Source organism: Nocardia sp. NPDC051929 (genome assembly GCF_044548645.1).
In the GTDB taxonomy this organism is placed as follows: domain Bacteria; phylum Actinomycetota; class Actinomycetes; order Mycobacteriales; family Mycobacteriaceae; genus Nocardia; species Nocardia sichangensis.
The window spans coordinates 78,914-103,223 of record NZ_JBIUCG010000001.1; the positions used below are offsets into that span (position 1 = coordinate 78,914).

Here is a 24,310-nt window from a genome sequence, read left to right on the forward strand (position 1 = left end):
CGCGTAGGTGACGGTGAGCTCTCCGTGCCGCAACGCCACGCGCTGCGGGTCCAGCCCGGCAACAGTCGCGATGAGACCGGGCAGGTCGTCGATGCCGTAGCCGCGGCGCACGGCGTCTGCGTGGGTCATCAGCGGTTTCCTTCCGAATCGAGGGCCGCCGCCGAGTCGGCGAGCAGCGCCTCGGCGGTGGCGGGCAGGGTCCGCAGCAAGGCCGCCAGACCGCTGCCGCCGAGTGCGGCGAGCAGGCCGGGAACCAACCCGGCGAGCGAGACATGGATCAGGGCTTCGGGTTTGGCCGCCGGGCCCATCGCCTTCGCGACGGACGCGAGCTTCGCGTCGAGCTCGCCGAAGGAGACCAACCGATCGCCGTGCTCGAACGCGGTGGCGGCGGGGACGGCCCGGGCCGCCCGGGCGATCAGCGCGGGCAGGTCCGCCACCGACGCGGTGGGCCGGGGCAGCCGTTCGGCCGCGGAACGGATGTCGATCGCGCGAAGGGCTACCGCCGGATCCGCGGCCACCGCCTCCAGCACCCGCAGCAAGCGGTCACCGAACGCGTGCGCCGTCGGTTCGTCGAAGAGGTCGGTCGCGTAGCCGACGCGCAGCTCCATACCGGCGCGCGCACCGTCGGCGGCGAACTGCTCCAGCACGGTCACCTGGAGGTCGAACTTCGCCTCCGCCGACGTCAGGTCGATCGCCTCGACCGCGAGGCCGGGCAGTTCCACCTCCGCCCGCGGCAAGTTCTGGAAGGTGAGCAGTACTTGGCACAGCGGTGCGTACGAGCCGGAACGGGTGACGCCCAGCGCCTCGACCACCTGATCGAACGGGACGTCGGCGTGCGAGAACGCCGCCAGATCCCGCCGGGTGACCTGGCGCAGCAGCTCGCCGAAACTCGCACGGGGATCGACCTCGGTGCGCAACGCCACGGTGTTGACGAACATGCCGACCAGCTCGTCCAGCTCGCGGACACCGCGCCCGGCGACCGGCACGCCGACCGTGACGTCCGCCGCGCCGGACAGTTTCGCCAGCAGCACCGCGAGCGCGCTGTGCACCAGGGTGAACAGTGTGCCGCCGTGTTCGCGGGCCAGTCGCTCCAGGCGTACGGTGCGCTCGGCGTCGATCTCCCGGGTAACGCTTGCCCCCTTCATGCTTCGCCTGGCCGGTCGCGGTCGATCGGTGGGTAGGGCGAGCAGTTCCGGCGCACCGGTCAATTCGGTGCGCCAGAAGGCGAGTTGGCGCGCCAGCAGGCTGTCGGGGTCCGCGCCGTCGCCGAGCAGCTCGTGCTGCCAGGCGCTGTAGTCGCGGTAACGGATCGCGGGCGGGGCCGAGTCCGGCGCGTGTCCGGTGGATCTGGCCAGGTAGGCGCGCACCAGATCGGCGGTCAACGGCGCGATCGAGTATCCATCCGCACCGATGTGGTGCAGCACGACCACCAAGACGTGTTCGTCGGCGGCGGGGGTGAACAGGGCGGCACGCACCGGCGGCGCGGAAGCGAGATCGAAGGCGGGGGCCACGAATTCCGCGATCCGCCTGTCCATTTCCGCTCGGCCCACCGGAATCGGTGTCAGATCGACCGGCGACGCGAGCACCACCTCCTGGACCGGTCCGTCCTCGGTGTCCGGGTACCTGGTGCGCAGCGTCTCGTGCCGGTCGAGCACATCGCCGAGCGCCGCCGCCAGCGCCGCCACATCCAGCCGGCCGCGCAGCCGCAGCGCCGTGGGAATGTGATAGGCCGACGAGTCCGGTGCGAGCCGGTCGAGCACCCAGATGCGCTGCTGCGCGGGCGCGAGCGGCACCGGCCCGGCATCGGCGCGACGGACCAAAGCGGGCCGGGCCACGCCGCGCTCGGTGGCCGCGATGCGTTCTGCGAGTGCGGCGGGCGTCGGGGCTTCGAACACCGCGGCCACCGCGACATGGCCGCCGAGTGCCGCGCCGAGCCGGGCCGCGAGCCGGGTGGCCATCAGGGAGTTGCCGCCCCTGGCGAAGAAGTCGTCGTCGACGCTCACCGCGTCCACGCCGACGACCTCTGCGAACGCGTCCGCGACCAGGCGCTCCAACGCACCGGACGGCGCGCGGAAGGCCGCCTCGGCGAACGGCGGCTCGGGCAGCGCCGAACGATCGATCTTGCCGTTGGCCGTGAGCGGCAGCGCCGCCAGCACGACGACGGCGGCAGGCGTCATGTATCCGGGCAGTCGCGCGGCCACAACGGCGCGCAGCGACACGGCCAGGTCGGCGTACGCGACCGGATCCGCCTCCGGCACTGCGGCATACGTGATGAGCCGTGTTCCCGCGCGGTCGTCGGCCTTCGCCACCGCGACGGCCGCGGCCACCCCGGGTTGCCGCAGCAGCGCGGCCTCCACCTCGCCGAGTTCGATGCGGAAGCCGCCGATCTGCACCTGGAAGTCGGCGCGCTCGAGGTATTCCAGGGTGCCGTCGGGACGCCAGCGCACGATGTCGCCGGTGCGGTACATCCGCTCGCCGGGCGCCGCACCGAGTTCCACCGCGAACGGATCGGCCACGAAGCGGTCGGCGGTCAGCGCCGGACGGCGCTGATAGCCGCGCGCCAGCTGCGCTCCCGCGAGGTACAGCTCGCCGGGCACTCCGATCGGCGCGGGCCGCAACCGCCCGTCCAGCACGTAGACCCGGCTGTTCCAGACGGGCGACCCGATCGGGACGGTGTGCTCCGGCTGAGTGTCGAGCGCGAACGCGGTGATCGACACCGCCGCCTCCGTGGGGCCGTAGAGGTTGTCCAGCGCGGTCGTGCCGCTATGGCGGCACAGGAAGTCCACGGCCGTGGCCGACGGCAGCGCCTCGCCGATGGCCAGCACGTGGCGCAGCGTTTCCGGCAGCGCGCCACCCGGCTCGGCCGCCAGCAGCATGCCGATCAGGGCGGGCACCGCGTGCAGCACGGTGACGCCGTGGCGGCGCAGCAGCGCGCGCAGCAGGTCCGGGTCACGTTCGGCGCCGGGCGCGGTGACGATCAGCGACCCGCCGGTGATCAGCGCGGACCAGAACTCCCACACCGACAGATCGAAGGTCGCGGGCGTCTTCAGCAGCACCCGATCGTTCGCGCCGAGGCCGAATCTGTCCGCCAGCCAGGCGAGTTGGTTGACGATCGCGGCGTGCGGAACCGTCACGCCCTTGGGCACGCCCGTGGAGCCGGAGGTGAAGACGACGTACGCCGGATGCTCGGGACGCAGCGGACCGATCCGGTCCGCGTCGGTGATCGGCGTCGCGGCGAGCCCGGCGACGTCGAGCCGATCGATTTCCATGACAACGCAGTCGGTTTCGAACGGGAACCCGTCGCGCGAGGTGGTCAGGACCACGACCGGCGCCGCGGTGGCCACGATGTGGGCGATCCGCTCGGCCGGATGGTCCGGATCGATGGGCACATAGGCGCCGCCCGCCCGCACCACGGCGTACATCGCGACGACCAGTTCGAGCGAGCGGCGCATCGCCAGCACGACCGTCGACTCCGGTCCGACACCGGACGCGATGAGCCTGCGCGCCAACCGGTTCACCCGCCCGTCGAACTCGGCGTAGCGCAGCTCTTCGCCGGTCGCCGCGTCCACCAGCGCGACCGCGCCTGGGCTGTGCGCGGTCTGCGCGTCGATCAGATCCGCCAGCGTGGCCCGCGGGACCGGCCGCCGGGTCCGGTTCCATTCGGCGAGCACCTGCGATCGGTCGGTCCCGAGCAGCTCGATGTCACCCACCGGCAGATCCGGCCGCGCCGCGATCGTTTCCAGCACCCGGCGCAGTTGGGCGGCGAACCGGAACGCGGTCGCGCGCTCGAACAGATCGGTGGCGTAGCCGAGGGACAGCTCGATGCCGTCGGGCGCGCCCTCGGCGTCGTAGGCGTCCACCGCGAACAGGTGCAGGTCGAATTGCGCTACGCCGTTGTCGAACTCGAATTCGCGAATCTCGAGTTCGGGCAGCCGCAGCTGTCCGCGCTCATGGTTCTGGAACGAGTAGCCGACCTGGAACAGCGGGTGGCGTGCGGTGGAGCGCACCGGGTTGAGCACTTCCACCAGACGTTCGAACGGCACGGTCGCGTGTTCCAGCGCCGCCAAGTCGGCGGCCCGCGCCCGGGCCAGCAGTCCGGCGAACGATTCGCCGCCGTCGACACCGACGCGCAGGACGAGAGTGTTGACGAACATCCCGATGACGTCGTCCAGTTCGGCGGCGCCGCGTCCGGCCACCGGCGTGCCGATCGCGATGTCTCCTGCGCCCGACCACCGCGCGAGCAGCACGGCGAACGCGGTGTGCACCACCATGAACAGCGTCGCGCCATGCCGTCGGCCGAGGGCGGCCAGATCCGCGTGCAGCCGCGCGCCGATCGTGAGCGGAACCTTGTCCCCGCGCAGGGTCTGCCTCGCGGGGCGGGGGCGGTCGGTCGGCAGCGCCAGCTGATCCGGCAGTCCGGCGAGTGTCCGGGTCCAGAAACGGATCTCGCGGGCCGCCACCGATTCGGCGTCGTCCTCGGCGCCGAGCAAATCGCGTTGCCACAGTGCGTAATCGGCGTACTGCACGGTCAGCGGTGTCCAGTCCGGCGCAGCGCCACCACGGCGCGCGGTGTAGGCGACCATCAGGTCCCGCACGAACGGCGCGATGGACGAGCCGTCGGCGGCGATGTGGTGCAGCACCGCGGCGAGCACGAACTCCGGCCGCGCGCCCGTGCCGACCACGCGGAACAACCTCATCCGCACCGGAATCTCGGCGGTGACGTCGAAGGTCGTCTCCGCCAGTTCCCTGACCCGCTGTGGTAGTTCGTCTTCCGGGACATCGATCGGCCGCAGCGCCGGAACGGTGGCGGGTTCGACGAGTTGCACCGGTTCGCCGTCGATCTCCGGATAGCGAGTGCGCAGCGCCTCGTGCCGGGCGACCACGTCACCGAGCGCGGCGCGCAACGCGGGCACGTCCAGCCGACCGGACAGCCGCAGGGCCACCGGGATGTTGTAGGCGGTGGAGGACCGGTCGAACCGATTGAGGAACCACATGCGCTGCTGCGCGGGCGAGAGCGGGACCCGCTCCGGGCGCGGCGCCGCCACCAGCGCGGGCAGGGCGCCTCCCATGGCCACCGCGCTCGCCGCCGCCGCGAGGTCCGCGACCCTGGGAGCTTCGAACAGCGCGCGCACACCGACCGTCCGGCCCAGCGCCGCGCCGATCCTGCTGACCGCTTTCGCGGCCAACAGGGAGCTGCCGCCGAGCGCGAAGAAATCGTCGTCGGCGCCGACGGCGCGCTCCGCGCCCAGCACTTCGGCGAACACCTCCGCCACGACCCGTTCGCTCGGCGTGGACGGCGCCCGGTAGGTGGTCGATTCGAACCGTGGCGCGGGCAGCGCGGCGCGGTCCAGCTTCCCGTTGACCGTCAACGGGATGCGCGGCAGCGGGACGATCGCGGCGGGCACCATGTGCTCGGGCAGGCGATACACCAGGGCTTGTCGTAGCGCGGCGCTGTCGACGGAGTCGTCCGCGACGACCGCGTACGCGACGATGCGCGGTTCGTCCACCAGATCGGTGCGCACCACCGCGGCCACTTCCCGGACCGCTTCGGACGCCTCGAGCAGCGCGGCCTCGATCTCACCGAGCTCGACGCGGAAGCCGCGCAGGTTCACCTGCTGGTCCGCGCGCCCGAGATACTCCAGCTCGCCGTCGGCGGTCCAGCGGGCCAGATCGCCGGAGCGGTAGGTGAGCGCTCCGTCGCCCGCGTACGGGTCCGCGACGAAGCGGCCCGCGGTCAGGGCGGGACGGTGCAAGTAGCCGCGCGCCAATTGGCCGCCGGAGACGTAGATCTCGCCGGGCACGCCGACCGGGACCGGCCGCAACCGGTCGTCGAGCAGGCGGACGGTCAGTCCGGGCAACCCCGCGCCGATCACCCCGGTCGAGCCGGTGTGCCCGTCGATCTCCCGATAGGACACGTGCACCGTGGTCTCGGTGATGCCGTACATGTTCACCAGGCGCGGCGCGTCCGGGTAGCGGGCGAACCAACCACCGAGGCGCTGCGGCTCCAGCGCCTCGCCGCCGAAGACGACGACCCGCAACGCGAACGCGGCGGGTTCCGGCTCGGCCAGATCGGCGGCGACGAGCTGATAGAACGCCGACGGGGTCTGGTTGAGCACGGTGACCCGCTCGGCGATCAGCAGCTCACGGAACTGCCGCGGCGAGCGCGAGGTGTAGTAGTCGACCACCACCACCGTCGCGCCGGACAGCAGCGGTCCCCACATTTCCCAGACCGAGAAGTCGAAGGCGTAGGAGTGGAACAGGGTCCACACGTCCGCCGAGCCGAAGCCGAAGCGCCGCCGCGTGTTGTCCAGCAGCCGCAGCACGTTGCGATGCGGCACCACGACGCCTTTGGGCCTGCCGGTGGAACCGGAAGTGTAGATGACGTAGGCAACGTGACCGGAGCGCAGCGGGGCGCGCCGATCCACATCGGTGACCGGCTCGCCGCCGAACTCGACGAGGTTCGGTGCGGCGACGTCGATCACCGGTCCGCCGAACCAGCCGCGCGGCAACTCGGTGGCGGCCCCCGCGATCGCGCAGATCGGCCGGGCATCGTCCAGGACGTATTCGATCCGGTCGTCCGGGTAGGCCGGATCGATCGGCAGGTATCCGCCGCCCGCTTTGAGCACCGCGAGCAGGGCGACCACCAGTTCCGCCGAGCGGGGCAGCGCGACGGCCACCAGTGTTTCCGGCCCGACGCCCGCGGCGATCAGCCGCCGCGCCAGCCGGTTGGACCAGTCGTCGAGTTCGGCATATGCCAGCGACCGTGCCCCGTCGCGCACCGCGACGGCGGCCGGGTCCAGCGCGGCGGCCCGCGCGAAACGCTCGGCCACACTGCCGGTGGCGTCCGCGACGTCGGGGCCGCCGACCGGCCACTCGTACAAAGCGCGATGCTGCTCCTCGGCGCTGAGCAACTGGATGTCGCCCACGACCACCGTGGGATCGGCGGCGATGGCGGCGAGCACCTGGGTGAACCGCCTGCCGAGAACGGCGACCGACGGCGCGTCGAAAAGGTCGGTGGCATAGCGGATCTCGATCTGCATGCCGTCGGCGCGCCCGTCCGGGTCGTTCGATTCGAGCACGGTGAACTGGAGGTCGAACTCGGCCACCGGCGCGTCGAACTCCTGCGCGCGCACCCGTAGATCGGGCAGCTCGAGCTCGGGCAAGGCGAAGTTCTGGAAGGTCAGCGCCACCTGGAAGAGCGGATGACGGTTGCGCGCGCGGGTCGGAGCGAGCATCTCGACGAGCCGCTCGAACGGCGCGTCGGCGTGCGAGAGCGCGTCGAGGTCCTGGTCGCGCACCGCGTCCAGCACGGTCTCGAACCTGGCTCTGGAGTCGATGGCGGTGCGCAGCACCAGCGTGTTCACGAACATGCCGACGAGCCGGTCCAGCGCCGCGTCACCGCGTCCGGCGACCGGGGTGCCGATCGCGATGTCCGCGCCGCCCGACAGCCGGGCCAGCAGTACCGCCAAGGCCGCGTGCACCGTGCTGAACAGCGTGGTCTCGCGTTTGCGCGCCAGCTCGCCCAGCTCGCTGTGCAGGTCGGAATCGATCCGCAAGCGGTACGTCGCACCGCGATGGGAGGAGATCGCCGGACGGGGACGGTCGGTGGGCAGTTCGAGTTGCTCCGGCAGGCCGTCCAGGGCGCCGCGCCAGTAGTCGAGTTGCCGCCCGGCGTCGGCGAGATCGGCCTGCCAGAGCGTGTAGTCGGCGTACTGCACCGGCAGCGGATCCCACGCGGGCGCTGCCCCGGCCCGGCGCGCCGAGTAGGCGGTCATCAGATCCTCGGCCAGCGGACCGAGCGAGAAACCGTCCGCGGCGATGTGGTGCAGCACCAGGGCGAGCGCGTATTCCGCTTGTGGCGCACCGTCGATCGCGAACAGCGCTGCCCGCAGCGGTGTTTCCGTGGTCAGATCGAAAGGCGCTGCCGCCAGCTCCCGAAGCTGTTCCACCAGTGCGGTTTCGGCCACACGCGTGACCAGGAGGTCGGGCGCGGACTGCGGCAGTACCAGTTGTTCCGGCCCGTCCGAGCCGTCCGGGTAGACGGTCCGCAGGATCTCGTGCCGGGCCGCCACGTCGGCCAACGCCGTGGTCATCGCCGCGACGTCGAGCTCACCGGCGAGGCGCAGCGCGACCGGGATGTTGTCGATCGCGGCGGCGGGCCCGGCCTGCTCGTCGGCGTGGAAGCGGTTGACGAACCAGACGCGCTGCTGGGCCGCGGACAGCGGGACGCGCTCCGGCCGCGGGCGGGGGCGCAGCGGGACGCGACCGCCGTCGCCCCGATGCGTTTCGGCGCGAGCCGCCAACGCGGCGACCGTCGGTGCGTCGAACAGCGCCCGCACCGGAATCCGGGTGTCGAGCGCGGCGCCGAGCCGGGCCGCGACCCTGGCGGCGGTGAGCGAGTTGCCGCCGAGGGCGAAGAAATCGTCGTCCAGGCCCACCCGGTCGACGCCGAGCAGCTCGCCGAACGCCGCGGCGACGAGTTTCTGCACGGGCGTCGCGGGCGCGCGGAACCGCGCGGGCTCGATCGCGGGCGCCGGTAGCGCTCGGCGGTCCAGCTTGCCGGAGGCGTTGACCGGGAATTCGGGCAGCACGACGTATGCCGACGGGATCATATACGCCGGGAGACGCCGGGTGAGCGTCGCTTCGAGCGCACCGGGGTCGAGGTCCGCGCCGGACGCGGAGACCAGGTAGGCGACGAGCCGCTCGCCGGTCTCGGTGTCGTCGCGCAGGACCACGACCGCCTGAGCGACTTCCTCCAGACCCGTTAGCGCCGACTCGATCTCACCCAGCTCGATACGCAGACCACGCAGTTTCACCTGGAAGTCGGTGCGGCCCAAGTATTCGAGTTCACCGTCTTCGGTCCACGCCACCAAGTCACCCGTGCGATACATCCGCGCACCCGGCTCCCCATACGGGTTGGCGACAAACCGATCACTGGTCAGATCCGGACGCGCGACATAACCCCGCGCGAGCTGAACGCCCGCCAGATAAAGCTCACCCGCGACACCCACCGGCACCGGACGCAACCGCGCATCCAACACGAACACCTGCGTGTTGAACACCGGCGCACCGATCGGCACCGACTCGATATCGGCATCCACGACCTCGTGGAAAGTGACGTCGACCGCCGCCTCCGTCGGGCCGTACAAGTTGTGCAGGGACGCGCCGGTCAACTCACGCAACCGATGCGCAGGCTTGGGCGGCAACGCCTCACCCGAAGCGAACACCAGACGCAGCGAATCACACTGCGCGGCAGCCGCGTCAGCCACGAACACCGCCAGCATCGACGGCACGAAATGCGTGACCGTCACCTTCTCGGCGCTGATGATCTCGGCCAGGTAGGCCGGGTCGCGATGACCGTCCGGCTTCGCCACGACCAGGCGGGCACCGACCTGCAACGGCCAGAAGAACTCCCACACCGACACATCGAACGTCGCAGGCGTCTTTTGCAACACCACATCAGCCGAGGTCAACTGGTACGCGGTCTGCATCCACACCAGGCGATTGACGATCGCCGAATGCGAAACCGCCACACCCTTCGGACGACCCGTCGAACCCGACGTGAAGATCACATACGCCGCATTCGACGGTGCGAGCGTCCCGAGACGATCCTCGTCGGTCAGCGGTTCGCCGGAATAGTCCCCGGTATCGAACAGGTCGACGTCCAGCACCGCCCACATCCCGGTGGCCCGCCCGGACAGGTCGAGCCCGTCCGCGGAGCGGCTCAGCACGCACACCGGCCGCACCGTTCGCAGCATGTCGGCGATCCGCCCGGCCGGATGCTCCGGATCGATCGGAACGTAGACTCCCCCGGCCGCGAGCACCGCGTACAGGGCCACCACGAGATCGACCGACCGCCGCATGCCCACCGCCACCGGCTGGTCCGGCCGCACGCCGACGGACACCAGTAGCCTGGCCAGCCGGTGCACCCGGCTCGCGAACTCGGCGTAGCTGAGCGATGCACCGTCGAAGGTCACCGCGAGCGCCTCGGGCGTCCGCGCCGCCTGCGCCTCGAACAGCGACACGAGCGTCGCGGCCGGATCCACCGGGTGCACGGTGGCATTCCAGGTGCCCAGGATGCGGGCACGTTCCCCTGGGCTGAGCAGGTCGATCGCGCCGACGGGCACCCTCGGGTCGGCGGCCACCGCGTCGAGCACCCGGCGCAAACGCAGGGCGAACGACGCGACGGTAGCCGAATCGAACAGATCGGTCGCGTATTCGAAGACCGCGGCGAGACCGGAACCGTCCGCCGCCTCTGTCACCGACAGGTGCAGATCGAATTTCGCCGTCCCCGTGTCGATGTCGAGCCCGGAGACGGTCAGGCCGGGCAACTCGAGTTCGGTGCGCGCGGTGTTCTGCAAGTCCAGCATCACCTGGAACAGCGGATGCCTGGCCGCCGACCGCTCCGGCGCGAGCACTTCGACCAAACGCTCGAACGGCGCGTCGGCGTGGGCGAAGGCGGCCAGGTCGCGCTCGCGCACCGCCGCGACCAGGCCGGTGAACGTCAACCCGGCCCGCACATCGGCGCGCAGCACGACGGTGTTGACGAACATGCCGACGAGCTCATCGAGCGCACGCTCGCCGCGACCGGCCACCGGGGTGCCGATCACGATGTCCTGCTGCCCGGTCAATCCGGCCAGCAGCGTGGCGAACGCCGCGTGCAGCACCATGAACAGCGAGGCGTTCGCGCTGTCCGCGATCTCGCGCAACCGGCGCCGCGTAGCGGCATCGATGGTGAAGACGTGGCGCGCGCCGCGACCCGACGCGACGGCCGGACGCGGCCGATCGGCGGGCAGCGTCATCACGTCCGGCAGACCGGCCAATTCGCCCCGCCAGAACCGGATCTGCTCGGCCAGCATCGCGTCCGGGTCGTCCTCGCAGCCGAGGACCTCCCGCTGCCACAACGCGTAGTCGGCGTAGTGGACGGACAGTGGCGTCCAGTCGGGTGCGCCACCCGCACGGCGAGCGTCGTAGGCGCGCATGAGGTCCCGGGTGAGCGGTGCCAGCGACCAACCGTCGGCGCTGATGTGATGCAAAGCGACGACGAGCACGTGCTGCTCCGCGCCGAGGCGCAGCAGGGCGAGGCGCACCGGCGGCTCGCGATCGACCCGGAAGGGCGTGGCCACCAGTTCGCGAATCCGTTCCGTCAGCCGCCGCTCGTCGACCGATTCCGCGACCAGCTCGACCCGCGCCTCCTCGACCGGGAGCACCAGTTGATACGGAATACCCTCCGCCGCCGGGTAGACCGTGCGCAGCGACTCGTGCCTGGCGAGCACGTCGACCACCGAGTCCGCCAGCGCCGTCTGATCGAGCGCGCCGCGCAACCGGATGGCGGCGACCAGATTGTCCGCCACCGAGGCCGCGTCGAACTGGTTCAGGAACCACATGCGCTGCTGCGCGTAGGACAGCGGGATCAGTGTGGGGCGCGCCCCGGCGACCAGCGGCGCCCGTCTACGCGCCCGGCCGCCGGACAGGTGCGCGGCCAGCGCCGACACGGTCGGGAACTCGAACAGCGCCCGCACCGGCACCTCGGTGTCCAGCGCGTCCGCCAGGCGGGCCGCGATCTGCGTCGCGACCAGCGAATTCCCGCCCAGCGCGAAGAAATCGTCGTCCGAGCCGACCGGATCAATCCCCAGCACCTGCCCGAACACGTCGGCGACGGTCCGCTCCACCGGCGTGCAGGGCGCGCGGAAAGTCTTCGTGACCGGCACCGGGTCGGGCAGCGCCTTGCGGTCCAGCTTGCCCGACGGAGTCAGCGGCATCGCGGTCAGCGGGACGTACGCGGTGGGCACCATGTACGAGGGCAGCACCGGGCGCAGCCGCTGCTCCAGCTCCGCGGCAAGCCGATCGGGGGCGATCGCGCCGACCACGTAGGCGGCCAGCGTCTCGCCGGAGGGCTGCGCGACGATCCGCACCGCCGCCGCCCGCACGTCGTCCATGGCGAGCAAGGCGGCCTCGATCTCGCCGAGCTCGATCCGCTGCCCACGCAGCTTCACCTGGAAGTCGCCGCGGCCCAGGTACTCCAGCGCGCCGTCGCGGCGGCGGCGCACCAGATCCCCGGTCCGGTACATCCGGCTGCCCGCAGGCCCGTACGGGTCGGCGACGAAACGCTCCGCGGTCAGGTCGGCCCGGCCGAGGTAGCCGCGCGCCAGTTGCACGCCGGACAAGTACAACTCGCCGACCACGGCGTCCGGAACCGGTCGCAACCGTTCGTCCAGGACCATGGCACGGCTGCCCGGCACCGGACGCCCGATCGGCGCCGGACCGCTCGCGGCCGGGTCGACCGGGGCGTACGTGGCGTGCACGGTGAATTCGGTGGGCCCGTACAGGTTGTGCAGCTGCGCGGGGCTCACCGCGGCGAACGCGGCGGCGGCCTCACCGGTCATCGCCTCCCCCGCGACCAGCACGGTGCGCAGGGACGCGATCGCACCCGGCGCGCCGGCGTCGGCGAACACCGTGAGCATGGACGGAACGAAGGAGGTCATCGTCACCCGGTGCGCGGCGATGGTCGCGGCGAGATACCGGGGATCGCGGTGCCCGTCGTGGTCGGCGACCACGATCCGCGCGCCCCGGGTGAGCGGCGCGAACAGCTCCCACACCGACACGTCGAAGGTGGCGGGGGTCTTGAACAGCACGACGTCGTTCGCGTCGATCCGGTATTCGTCCGCGATCCACCTGACCTGATTGACCGCCGCGTCATGCTGCACCGCCACGCCTTTGGGACGGCCGGTCGAACCGGAGGTGAAGATGACGTACGCGGTACCGGAAGCGCGCAAGGGGGCGAGACGATGCGCGTCGCCGACCGGCGCGGCGGAGTATTCGGCGACCTCAGGGGCGTCGGCCGTGAGCACCCGTGTCGCGGGTAGCTCCGCGAGCGCGCATCGATCGGCGAATTCCCCCGCCTCCGCCCGGGATCGGGTCAAGACGCACACCGGGCGGGCCGCGGCGATCACCTGCGCGATCCGGGCCGCCGGCTGGTCCGGGTCCACCGGCACGTACCCACTGCCCGCGGTCAGCACCGCGTACGCGGCCACCACGAGATCGACCGAACGCGGCATGCCGAGCACGACCAACCGCTCGGGCCCCACCCCCGCGGCGATCAGCCGACGCGCCAGCCGGTTGACCGCACCCGCGAACTCCGCGTAGGTCAGCCGCCGCTCGGCGTCGAGCACCGCGACCGCGTCGGGGGTGCGCCGCGCCTGTGCCTCGAAGGCGGTGAGCAACGTCTCCGCCGGGTCCTGTGCGCCCGCGACGGCCTGCCCCGCCGCGAGTGCGCGCGCTTGCTCGTCGCGGTCCAGGAGAGGCAGGTCGCGCACCGCGATCGCGGGATCGGCGGTGATCGCCCACAAGAAGCCGATCAGCCTGCCCGCGTAACCCGCGATGGTGGCTTCGTCGAAGAGATCGGTGGCGTAGGTGAATTCCGCGGGAACCCCCGCCGGTGCCGAACCTTCCCCGAGTCCGGCACCGGCGGCGTTCTCGGTGACCGTGAGCTGGAGATCCAGCTTGGTCACTCCGGTGTCCAGGGTACTGGTGGCGACCGACAGTTCGGGCAGTTCGAAAGCGATTGCCTCGGCGTTGTCGAAGGCGAGCAGCACTTGGAACAACGGGTGGCGCGCCTGCGAGCGCGGCGGATCCAGCGCCGCGACCACCCGCTCGAACGGCAGTTCGGCATGGCCGAAGGCGGCGAGGTCGTCCTCGCGTACCCGCGCCAGCAAGGCGGTGAAGGGCTCGGCGGCGTCCAACCGGGTGCGCAGTGCCAGGGTGTTGACGAACATGCCGATCAGGTCGTCGAGCGCGCGGTCGCCCCGACCTCCGACCGGGGTGCCGATCACGATGTCGTCGGCGCCGGACAGCCGCGCCAGCAGCGCGGCCAGTGCGGCGTGCGTCAGCATGAAGGTCGAAACGCCGTGCGCGCGGGCGAATTCGTTCATCCGGGCGACCAGTTCGCCGGGGAACTCGAAACCGAACACCGCGCCACGGCCGGAGGCGACCGCAGGGCGGGGCCGGTCGGCGGGCAGGTCGAGCTGGTCGGGCGCGCCCGCCAGCGCGTCGGTCCAGAACGACAGCCGATCGGCCGCGAACGAATCGTCCGAGGAGCCCAGCAACTCGTGCTGCCAGAGGCTGTAGTCGGCGTACTGAATCGGCAGCGGGGCCCATGCGGGCGCGCTGCCGCCGCGGCGCGCCCCGTACGCGGTCATCACGTCGCGGGCCAGCACGCGCAGCGACAGCCCGTCGGCGGCGACGTGGTGCAGGACCAGCGCGAGGGCGTGACTGCCGTCGTCCACCGCGAAGATCCGCGCCCGGATCGGGATCTCACGTTCCAGATCGAAGCCGCGGGCGGCGAACGCGCTCAGCCGCTCGTCGAGGTCGGCGGCGCCGATCGCCTCCGGCGCGGCGGCGATCGGCGCCACCGACAACACGACCTGCCGTGCCGCGAGCCCCGCGCCGTCGGCGGGCAGGAGCGCGGGGAAGATCGTGCGCAGCACTTCGTGCCGGAGAACCAGGTCATCGAGCGCCTGCCGCAGCGCGGTGACGTCCACCGCCCCGCGCAGCCGCACCACGAAGGGCATGTTGTAGCTCGCGCCGGCGCGCTCGAACCGGTTGAGAAACCAGATGCGCTGCTGCGCCGGAGAGAGCGGAACCAGCGGCGGCCGTGGCCGTGCCCGCAGCTGCGCGACCAAGGACGCGCCGCCGGATCCACCGGCCCGCTCGACGAGCCCGGCGAGTTCGGCCACCGTGCAGGCGGCGAACACGTCGCGGACTCCGAGCGGGCAGTTCAGGTCGGCGGACAGCCGCGCGGCGACCTGCGTGGCCACCAAACTGTTTCCGCCGAGTGCGAAGAAGTCGTCGTCGCGACCGACCAGCTCGTTACCGAGCACTTCGGCGAACACCCGCGCGACCGCGAGTTCCACAGGGGTGGCGGGCGCGGTGTAGCCCGTCGAAGTTCTGCTCGGGGCAGGTAGAGCGGCGCGATCCAACTTTCCGGACGCGTTCACCGGCAATGTGTCGAGCACCACGTAGGCGGCGGGCACCATGTACCCGGGCAGCGCCTCGGCCGCCACGGCGCGCAGCCGCTCCTGCCGCACCGCGCCGGGCTCCGCCGCCACGACGTAGGCCACCAACTGCTCGCCGATCCCCGCGTCGTCGCGCACCACGACCACCGCGCGGGCCACCTCGTCCACCCCGGCGAGCACGGCCTCGATCTCGCCGAGTTCGATGCGCAGACCGCGCAGCTTCACCTGGAAGTCCGTACGGCCGAGATACTCCAGCTCGCCGTGCGTGGTCCATCGCACCAGGTCACCGGTGCGATACATCCGGTTCCCCGCCTGTGCGGGCCCGCCGAACGGATCGGCTACGAACCGCGCCGCGGTCAGTTCCGGTCGAGCCACATAGCCCCGGGCGAGCTGTACCCCCGACAGATACAGCTCACCCGGCGCCCCGACCGGCACCGGCCGAAGCCGCGAGTCGAGAACATGAAGCCTGGTGTTGAACACCGGCGCGCCGATCGGCACCGAGAGGGTATCGGTGTCGGCGACTTCGTGAAAGGTGACGTCGACCGCTGCTTCCGTCGGACCATACAGATTGTGCAGGCGAACGCCGGTCATGGCGCGCAGCCGCTGAGCGAGCGCGGCGGGCAGCGCCTCCCCGGAGGCGAACACCGTGCGCAGCGGCGTGCGGAACGCGACATGCTGATCGGCGAGGAACGCCGCAAGCATCGAAGGCACGAAATGTGCTGTGGTGACTCCGTATTCGTCGATGACCCGACGCAGATAAGCGGGATCGCGGTGCCCGTCCGGCTGGGCGAGCACCAGCGTCGCGCCGATCTGCAGCGGCCAGAAGAATTCCCACACCGACACGTCGAACGTGGCCGGAGTCTTCTGCAGCACAACGTCTTGCGCCGATAGTCGGTAGGTCTGCTGCATCCACACCAACCGGTTGACGATCGCGCGGTGGGTGATGGCGACGCCCTTGGGCAGACCGGTCGATCCGGAGGTGAAGATCACATACGCCGGATGCTCCGGTCGCAAGGCCGCGACTCGTTCCCGGTCCCAGATCGGCCCCGCCCCGACCGTCTCGTCGGCTCGGTCCACCCGCACCACCGGCAGACCGGACAGCTCCGGCGGCCGCTCGTCCCCGACGATCAGCACGCAGGCCGGACGGGCCGTGGCCAGGATGTGCGCGGTGCGCTCGGGCGGGTGATCCGGATCCAGCGGCAGATAGGCGCCGCCCGCGGCGAGCACCGCGTACATCGCGACGACCAGCTCCGGCGAGCGCGGCAGGCGCAGCGCCACCAGCGTTTCGGGCCCGACGCCGAGCGCGATCAGCGTGCGGGCGAGCCGATTGGCGCGCGCGGCGAGGTCCCGGTAGGTCAGGTCCGGCGCACCGGCGGCCCGCAGCGCCACCGCGCTCGGCGTGCGGGCCGCCTGCGCCTCGAACATCGACACCAGCGTCGCCACGGGAGCGAAGGCCGCGGAGCGACCCGGCAGCTGCGCTTCCACGTCGAAACCCGTCTCGTTCCAGATCCGGGTGCTGACCTCGAGTTCCAGCTCGGTCGCGACGTCCACGGCGGCGAGCGCGGTGTCCGGCTCGGTGGCGACCAGGCGCTCCAGATAGCGGAGGAACCGGGCGTGCTGCCTGGCGACGTCGTCGGCGGTGTACAGGTGCGGATTGGCCTCGAAGTCGACGTGCACCCGGTCCCGGTCGCCGTAGTAGACGTTGAGACTCAGGTCCTCGACCGGACCGGTGGACAACACGTGGTACCGCCCCACGGTGGCGCCGAGGGTGAGATCGCTGCGGAACAGCATGATGTTGGCCAGCGGACCGAACAGCCCGCGGCGCGCCGGACCGGCGGCGCGCTCGGTGTCGCGCTGGATGTCCTCGTGACGGTAGCGCTGGTGGCGCAGCGCCCCCGCGACCTCGACGCGGGTGGCGCGCAGCAACGCGCCCCAGCTGCCGTCGACCGGCAACCGCAGCGGCACGATGTTCGACAGCATGCCGGCCGAGCGCCGCAGCGCCGCGGTGGTGCGCGCGGTCACCGGCAGGCTCAGCACCGCCTCGTCCCGGTCGGTCAGTCGTGCCAGGTAGGCGGCGAACGCCGCGAGCAGCACCACGGCGAGCGTCGAATCCTGGCTCGCGGCAAGCGCGTTCATCCGTTCGACGAGTTCCGGCGTGAGCGCTCTCCCGGCGATCAGGTTGGTCGCGCCACGGGGTGCGGAGCGACCGGCGAGGCTGGTCGCGCCGTCCAGCCCGGCCACCCGCCCGGCCCAGTGCGCGCGATCGGACTCGAACCGGGGGCTGCTCCGGTAGGCGAGTTCGACCTGCGTCAACGAGGCGAGCGTCCCCGGCCGCACGGCCTCGGGTTCGGTGCCGAGCATCCGCGCGGTGTACCGCTCGGCCACCCGCGTGGTGTTGGTGAGCGCGCCGTAGCCGTCCAGCACGATGTGATGAGCCCGCAGGTACCAGAAGTACCGTCGCTCGGCGACGCGCAATAGTGCGCCCGCGAACAGCCGGTCGGTGCGCAGGTCGACCGGCGCGCTCGCGTCCGCGCGCATCCAGGCGTGCGCCGCGGCCACCGGGTCGGTCTGGTCGCGCAGGTCGACCAGCGGAATGTCGACCGAGAGGCCGAAGTCGACGTACTGGTGCGGGACGCCGCCGGATTCCCCCAGCCGCACCAGCACCGACTCGTACTCGCGCGCCGCCTCCACCGAGACCTCTTGCAGCAGAACTGCATCCAACTCGCCGTGCACGTCCACGTACTGCGCGACGTTGATCGGCGCGTCCGGGTCGAGCAGCTGCGCGTACCAGACGCCGAGCTGCGCGGGCGCCAGAGCGAACGGTTCGGGTGCGATCCGGGACGACTCCGGCTCGACGGAACGCGGCGGCAACGCGCTGGCCCCACCCAACTCCGTATCGTGCACCAGAGCCTCCTACTCGGCGGAACAACGGCTGTCCGAACGCTTTCGAGCAGCACGAACAAGCCGCTGCACCCGGCTGCCCAGCCCGGGCGCATGGCGTCGACCACCACGTGCGATTCGATGAGAGCGCGAGCGGTGCTCGGGCACGCTCGCGCGGAAAGCCGCCAATCCTCCAACGTCATCGCCGTGGAGCGGGCGCCACGGCTATGTCAGCTACGTCACACGGTCGTGATCCGTGCATTGCGAACATTAGGCGCTTCGTTAATAAAAGGGAACAATTTGCACTAAAAACTTCTGGACGCTTGTCCAACGCGGCTACCAGGGCCGGAAGTCCAGGGCAAAGCGTATTGCGCGATCACATCGACCGCGGCGACGCCGATGGCTGTGCAGACTATGAGCCGAAACGTTGCATTCGCGTTGCATCGGCGCCGAGGCGGCGATCCAGTACCCGGATCTTGGCCTCGATCTGCGCGTACAGCGGCGAGTCACGATCGACCGTGGCCCGGTAGGCCGCCCACGCCGCGGCGTCGTCGCGCCCCTCCGGACACGCGGTCCACCGGCGCAGCACCGCCGGGTCGCCCGAAGCCAGCACCGCTGTGCGCAATCGAACCCGCAGTTCGTCGCGAATATCGATGATGCCCGGCGCGGTCGAACGCGGCAGCACCGGCCCGGCATAGAGCCGTAATGCGGAATCGACATCACCGGAGTCGAGCGCCGCGCGCAAAGCCTCCACATCGGTTGCGACCGGAACGCGCAAACGGTAAGGCCGCGAACCGAACACGGTCGGACCGACCACCGAACGCAAGCGGGACACGGCCGCGCGGATGGTGCCGTTGTCCAGATCGGTGTCATCGAGCAACAGCGCGAGATGATCGGCGCCGAGTCCCTCCGGATGTTCGGCCAGCAGCAGCAGGATCTCGGCATGCCGCTGCGACAGGGGCACTCGATCATCCGCGACGCTCAGTTGCGGCTGACCGAGGCCGAGCACGTCGAGCGCGAGCCTGCCCGCCGGGTGCGGCTGCGCCGGGTCACGCCTGCCGCGACCGTCGTTCCGACGCTCGCCGGACCGTATCGCGGTGAGCAGCAGGTCCATCTCCGCGGCCGTGGCGGTGGCTTTGATCAGGGCGAGAATCTCCGGCTTGGCCACCCGGACGCCGCCCGCGATCATCAGCACTCCCACCAGCCTGCCGTCCGGATCGTGCACCGGGGCCGCGGCTCCGGTGATCTGGTGCATCCGGTGCAGGAAGTGCTCCGGGCCGTGGATCCACGCGGCGCGCCCGGTACGCACCACCAGGCCGACCGCGTTCGTCCCGATGCGGCGCTCGCTCAGGTCGTCACCGGCGCGCAGGCCGATCTCCGCGGCGGCCGCGACCTGTTCGTCACCACCGTGCACCGAGAGCACCCGGCCGAACTGATCGGCCACCACGACGATCAAACCTGTTCTGGCCGTGTCCTGTACGAGCAATTTGTCGATCAGCGGCATCAGCGGGGCGATCGGATGTGCCTGGAGATAGCGCTGCAGATCGGCGCCGCGCAGACCGCGGCCGTCGACCGCGTCCATCGGATCGACCCCGCCGCGCAAGCTGCGCAGCCAGGACTCCAGCACGGCGGGACGCAGCAGACCGGCGAGGCGGGCAAGTTGATCGCCACCCGCGCCGAGATATCCGTGCGCCTGCGCGGCGTAGACTTCGAGCGCACCGAGTTGGGCGCCCGGCTCCACGCCCGGCCGTGGGGGTCGCCCACCTGCGATGTTGCTGACCATTTGCCTTTCTTTCCGCCCCAAACTGTACCGGCGCACTCAGGGCGGGAACGACCGATGTTCGGCTTTGTCCGCCAGGTCACACCCGGTGCGCATCCCGGCAAATTGTGACCGAACCGTCTTTCACTTCACGAGCACAGGTGTGCGGCCGCCTTTTCCGCGATCACCATGGTCGTGGCCTGCGGTCCACGACCGAGCGGCACCGGCACCACGGAGAGATCCACCACGGACAACCCGGTAACTCCGCGCACCCGGCAGCGCTCGTCCACCACGGCAGCCGCATCGTTTTCCCGGCCCATTCGACAGGTTCCGGACAAATGTTGCGAAGTGGCGAGATTCGCGCGTAACCAGGCATCGAGATCCGCGGGCCGCGGAATCGGATCGACCGGCCGCGCGTTCATTCGTCGCAGCAGCCCGCCCGCGGTCGCCACCGCGTCGCGTAATCGGGCGCGATCCTGGTCGGCGGTCAGGTAGCGGTAGTCGATCAGCGGCGCGGCGCCGGGGTCGGCCGACCGCAAGCGGAGCACGCCGGAGGATCGCGGCCGCATCAGTGTGACGCCGAGCCTGCGCACCCCGGGTGTGAACGACACGGCGTACGGCCGGATTTCGACATCGTCCACCTCGAGCACCGTCTCCAGCGGGACGCTCGGCGGTTCGGCCAGGTGCAGCAGATAGGAGATGCCCACTTCCGGATGGTCGCTGAGCCAGGAGCCCACCGGGGCGGCGTGCACGACCGGGATACCGAGGGGGCGCAGCCGTTCCGGGTCGCCGATGCCGGAGCGCAACAGCAGCGTGGCCGACTCGATCGCGCCCGCGCAGAGCACGATCCGGTCGGCCCACTCGATGCCGCTCTCGCCATCGCGTACGTACTCCACGCCGACCGCACGGGTTCCGTCGAAGCGGATGCGCGTGACCGACGTTTCCCCGGCGACGGTCAGGTTCGGGCGGGTCAGCGCGGGCAGCAGATAGCCGATCGACGGGCCGATGCGCCTGCCTCGGTCGCAATTGCACGGCACCGCGCCCACCCCCTCCCCGCTGCCGGGGGCATTGAGATCGGGCACCTCGGCGAACCCGGACGCGAGGCAGGCCTCCGTGAACGCCGCGCTGACCGGCGAGGGATCCGAGCTGCGCACCACGGGAATCGGGCCGCGGTCGCCGTGCCAGGGCTGTTCGCCGAAGTCGAGGTCACGCTCGATCCGGCAGTAGAGCGGAAGCACGGAATCGAACGACCAGCTGTCCGAGTCGCCGAGCACCCGGCTCCATGCGTCGAAATCCGCCACCGTGGCACGGACGAAGTAACCGCCGTTGACCGCCCCCGAGCCGCCGATCACCTTGCCGCGCACGATGGTTGCCGGCACCGGCGGGTCGTCGGCGAGGACCACCTCGTAACGCCACAGCCACGGGGCCTCCGGACCGATCGGCAGCGACGCGGCGTCCAGCAACTCGGCGGGCATCGCCTCGCGACTGCTCCACATCCGACCGGCTTCGAGCAGCCGCACCGTGTGCGCCGGATCGGCGCTCAACCGCTCCGCCAGGACACACCCGGCGGTACCGCCCCCGACGATGAGCGTGTCGGCCATTCGGACTCCCGTTCAGTATCTCGGCGCGGTCCGCGTAGCCGGACGGCGGCGCGGCGAGGGTGCGGGCAAGATCCAGGTCATCGCGGGTGATTCGGGTCGATCAACGGGATGGTGTGGTGGGTTTCAGCGCTTCCACGCTGCGCGCGCGGAACGCGCCGAGCCACAGGCCGGTGCCGTAGGCGATGTCGTCGAGGCGCTTGTAGACGGTGTAGCGGACGGGATCGAGGCCGCCCGAGTCGCGGTGGGTGAACCAGTCGGCCAATCCGTCCGCGACGGCCATGGTGATCGCGATGCGCCGCACCCGACGGGAGAAGAACATCGCCAGCACCGTGATCGGCCAGTAATGCCTGCACATCGCCGAGGCCAGACGCCACAGTCCGGCGAAGAAGCCGCGCGCCAGATAGATCGCGGCGATCCGGGTGGAGTTGTCCAGCCCGGCGAAGACGCGGCGCAACCGGGCCAGCGCGGTGATCAGGGTGACGATGCCGCCGAACAGTCCCCACTTGGTGAGCGTCGCGAACAGGAACGCGGCCAGCAGCGTCCAGGACGGCACCGACAGCGGTGACACCGTTCCCGCGTGCCGCTCGCCCAGCGGCGCCGCGCCGGTGCCGTAGAACAGCTTTCGGCCGAACCACGCGCGGAAGCACACCCGGTGGTCGTGCGCCACGTGGGCCGCGGGCTCGTAGCGCAGCCGCCAGCCCGCCCGCTCCAGCCGCCAGCACAGGTCGACGTCCTCGGCGACGTGCATCGACTCGTCGAAGCCGCCTTGTTCCAGCAGCGCCCTGCGCCGCGCCAGCAGCGCCGCGCTCGGCACGTAGGACACCAGCCCGCGCGAGTGCACCGCAGCCTCGCGCCTGCCCAGGTCGAGCGAGGAGCGGGTGTGCTCGTAGCGCGCCAGCGCGTTGGACTCCGGGTCCAGCGCGACGATCCGCGGGGCGACCAGCGCCACCCCGGGGTCGCTGAAATGGCCGAGCATCACTTCCAGCCATCCGCTGCGCGGCACCACGTCGGAATCCAGGAATGCGACGAAGTCGGTTGTCGCCGCCCGCAAGCCGGCGTTGCGCGCGGCCGCCGGTCCCTGCTTGCGGTCGTGCCGCAGCACGGTCACCCGGCACCTGGTGCCACGGTTGCGCGGTATCCGCACCGGCTGGTCGGACCCGTCGTCGACCACGATGACGTTGTGCCCGCGCAACGCGGCGAGCAGCCGCGCCAGTCCCTCGGCGTTGTTGTGCAGCGGCACGATGACGGTGACGTCGTCCGGCGAAGGCAGCAGCCGGGGGCGGGGGTTGGCCACTCCGGAGTCGAGCAGCCGTCTGGCAACGACGGCGGACTTCGGGCCGGTCACCTCGAGGTACCCGTCGCCGATCATCTCGGCGGCCTCCGGGGCAAGTCGCAGCAACCTGGCCGGCGAACCGCCGATCAGAACCCGCCCGCCGGAGTATGCGCGTACCCGGGGATCGATCCGCACCCCGAATCCATCGGGCAGGCGATCATGGCGCATTCCTGGCATGCTAGGCGGAGTTTCGCGGGTAGACATCAACAGTCCGGAAAAAACGGCAGATTTCCGGGCGAAACCGGCCCGCCACCGGAACGGCCGCGCGCCGTACCCGATGCCGAGTGTTCGCTCGCACCCGTTTCCCAGCATCCGGCAACGGAGCGGCTATCGCCCGGTCGACGACCGGACGATAGCCACACCCGTGCTCTCAGCATACTTTTGGCAAACTTCATGGCTTCATGCCAGCGGGCTCTCGTCGCAGGCCCGCGCCGGGCGGCGTTCCGGCGTGAATCCGGCCGGGCGCGTCGCGCTCAGCGTCAGCGGAACCGGTCCGCCCTTGCGCCCGCCCGCGCGCGGGGCGACCCGGCGGGAATGGTCGACCGACGAACGCGGGATCATCCGCGCCGTGTCGGCCAGCGCCGCTTCGCCGTACCCCTGGACGCACTCCGGATCAGGCCCGTCGGCGGGCAGCCCGGTGAAGAACTTCGCCGCCATGCAGCCGCCGCGGCAGGCGTCGTAATGGCTGCACGAGGCGCACGCGCCGCCGCCACTGGGCTCGCGCAGCTCCCCGAACAGTTCCGAGGATCGCCATACCGCCTCGAAACCGCCGTCGGCCACGACGTTTCCGGCGTGGAACCGATCGTGAATGGCGAACGGGCAGGCATAGACGTCACCCACCGGGTCGACCAGACAGACCACCCGTCCCGCACCGCACATGTTCAGCCCCGGCAGCGCCGCGCCGAACGCCGACAGGTGGAAGAACGAGTCGCCGGTGAGCACGCCCTCCCCGTTGCGCAACAGCCAGTCGTAGAGGACGCGCTGCTGATCGGGCGTGGGATGCAAGTCGTCCCACACGTCCGCACCCCGGCCCGACGGCCGCAACCTGGTCAAACGCAAGGTGGCGCCGTACTTTTCGGCGATGGCGCGGAACTCGTCGAGCTGTGCGATGTTGTGCCTGGTCGCCACCACCGACAGCTTCGCGTCCCGGAAACCCGCCGCGGCGAGATTCTTCAGCGCGCGAATGGCCATGGCGTAGGAGCCAGGCCCGCGCACGGCGTCGTTGACCTCGGCGTCGGCGCCGTCCAGCGACACCTGCACGTCGACGTAGTCACTGGCGGCCAGCCGGGCCGCGACCTCGGGCGTGATCCGCACTCCGTTGGTGGAGAACTTCACGCCCACATGGTGCGCGGTCGCGTAGTCGACCAGTTCCCAGAAGTCCGGGCGCACGGTGGGCTCGCCACCGCCGATGTTCACGTAGAACACCTGCATACGTTCGAACTCGTCGATCAGCGCCTTGCACTGCTCGGTGCTCAGCTCGCGGGGATCCCTGCGCCCCGAAGACGACAGGCAGTGCACGCAGGACAGGTTGCAGGCGTAGGTGAGTTCCCAGGTCAGACAGATCGGCGCGGCGAGACCGGACTCGAAGCGGTCCACCAGGCGAACCGCCGCGTCCGACGGCGGGACCACCCCCGCCGTCGACGGCGGCGCCGTGGCCGCGCTCGCGACGGAGGGCGCCGTCGGTGCGCCGGCCGGCGCACCGATGATCATGTCGGATTCGGCC

Annotated in this window: 6 protein-coding genes (1 of these 6 only partly in view); all 6 read right to left on the bottom strand. The window is 71.1% G+C overall.

Annotated elements, in window-relative coordinates:
* Window positions 1–129 carry the start of a non-ribosomal peptide synthase/polyketide synthase gene (locus ACIHAX_RS00210; protein WP_397275010.1) on the bottom strand. The gene continues 25,320 nt to the left of window position 1, outside the view, so 129 of the gene's 25,449 nt are visible here — the first part of the coding sequence; it begins with the start codon at window positions 127–129; its stop codon lies beyond the left edge, outside the window.
* Window positions 129–17,918: a non-ribosomal peptide synthase/polyketide synthase gene (locus tag ACIHAX_RS00215; protein WP_397275012.1), complete on the bottom strand. Its 17,790-nt coding sequence runs from the start codon at window positions 17,916–17,918 to the stop codon at window positions 129–131. Before ACIHAX_RS00215 ends, ACIHAX_RS00210 begins: the two co-directional genes overlap by 1 nt.
* Window positions 17,919–18,306: 388 nt before the next feature.
* Entirely contained in the window at window positions 18,307–19,677 is a 1,371-nt protein-coding gene (locus ACIHAX_RS00220) for a GAF domain-containing protein (protein ID WP_397275014.1), read from the bottom strand.
* Between the two features lie 125 nt (window positions 19,678–19,802).
* On the bottom strand, window positions 19,803–21,254 hold the full coding sequence (gene mftG, locus ACIHAX_RS00225) for a mycofactocin system GMC family oxidoreductase MftG (protein WP_364424925.1): 1,452 nt from the start codon (window positions 21,252–21,254) through the stop codon (window positions 19,803–19,805).
* Between the two features lie 100 nt (window positions 21,255–21,354).
* The gene (gene mftF, locus ACIHAX_RS00230) at window positions 21,355–22,755 is read right to left on the bottom strand and encodes a mycofactocin biosynthesis glycosyltransferase MftF (protein WP_355074850.1); all 1,401 of its coding nucleotides are present in this window, start codon (window positions 22,753–22,755) and stop codon (window positions 21,355–21,357) included.
* Window positions 22,756–22,986: 231 nt separating this feature from the next.
* Complete coding sequence (gene mftC, locus ACIHAX_RS00235) at window positions 22,987–24,297, bottom strand: mycofactocin radical SAM maturase (protein ID WP_397275321.1); 1,311 nt, start codon at window positions 24,295–24,297, stop codon at window positions 22,987–22,989.
* Window positions 24,298–24,310: the final 13 nt, after the last annotated feature.

Excerpts from the sequence above, each read along its gene's own strand:
- ACIHAX_RS00220 (WP_397275014.1), bottom strand. The coding sequence starts at position 19,677 with ATGGTCAGCAACATCGCAGGTGGGCGACCCCCACGGCCGGGCGTGGAG.
- mftG (WP_364424925.1), bottom strand. The coding sequence starts at position 21,254 with ATGGCCGACACGCTCATCGTCGGGGGCGGTACCGCCGGGTGTGTCCTG.
- mftF (WP_355074850.1), bottom strand. The coding sequence starts at position 22,755 with ATGCGCCATGATCGCCTGCCCGATGGATTCGGGGTGCGGATCGATCCC.
- mftC (WP_397275321.1), bottom strand. The coding sequence starts at position 24,297 with ATGATCATCGGTGCGCCGGCCGGCGCACCGACGGCGCCCTCCGTCGCG.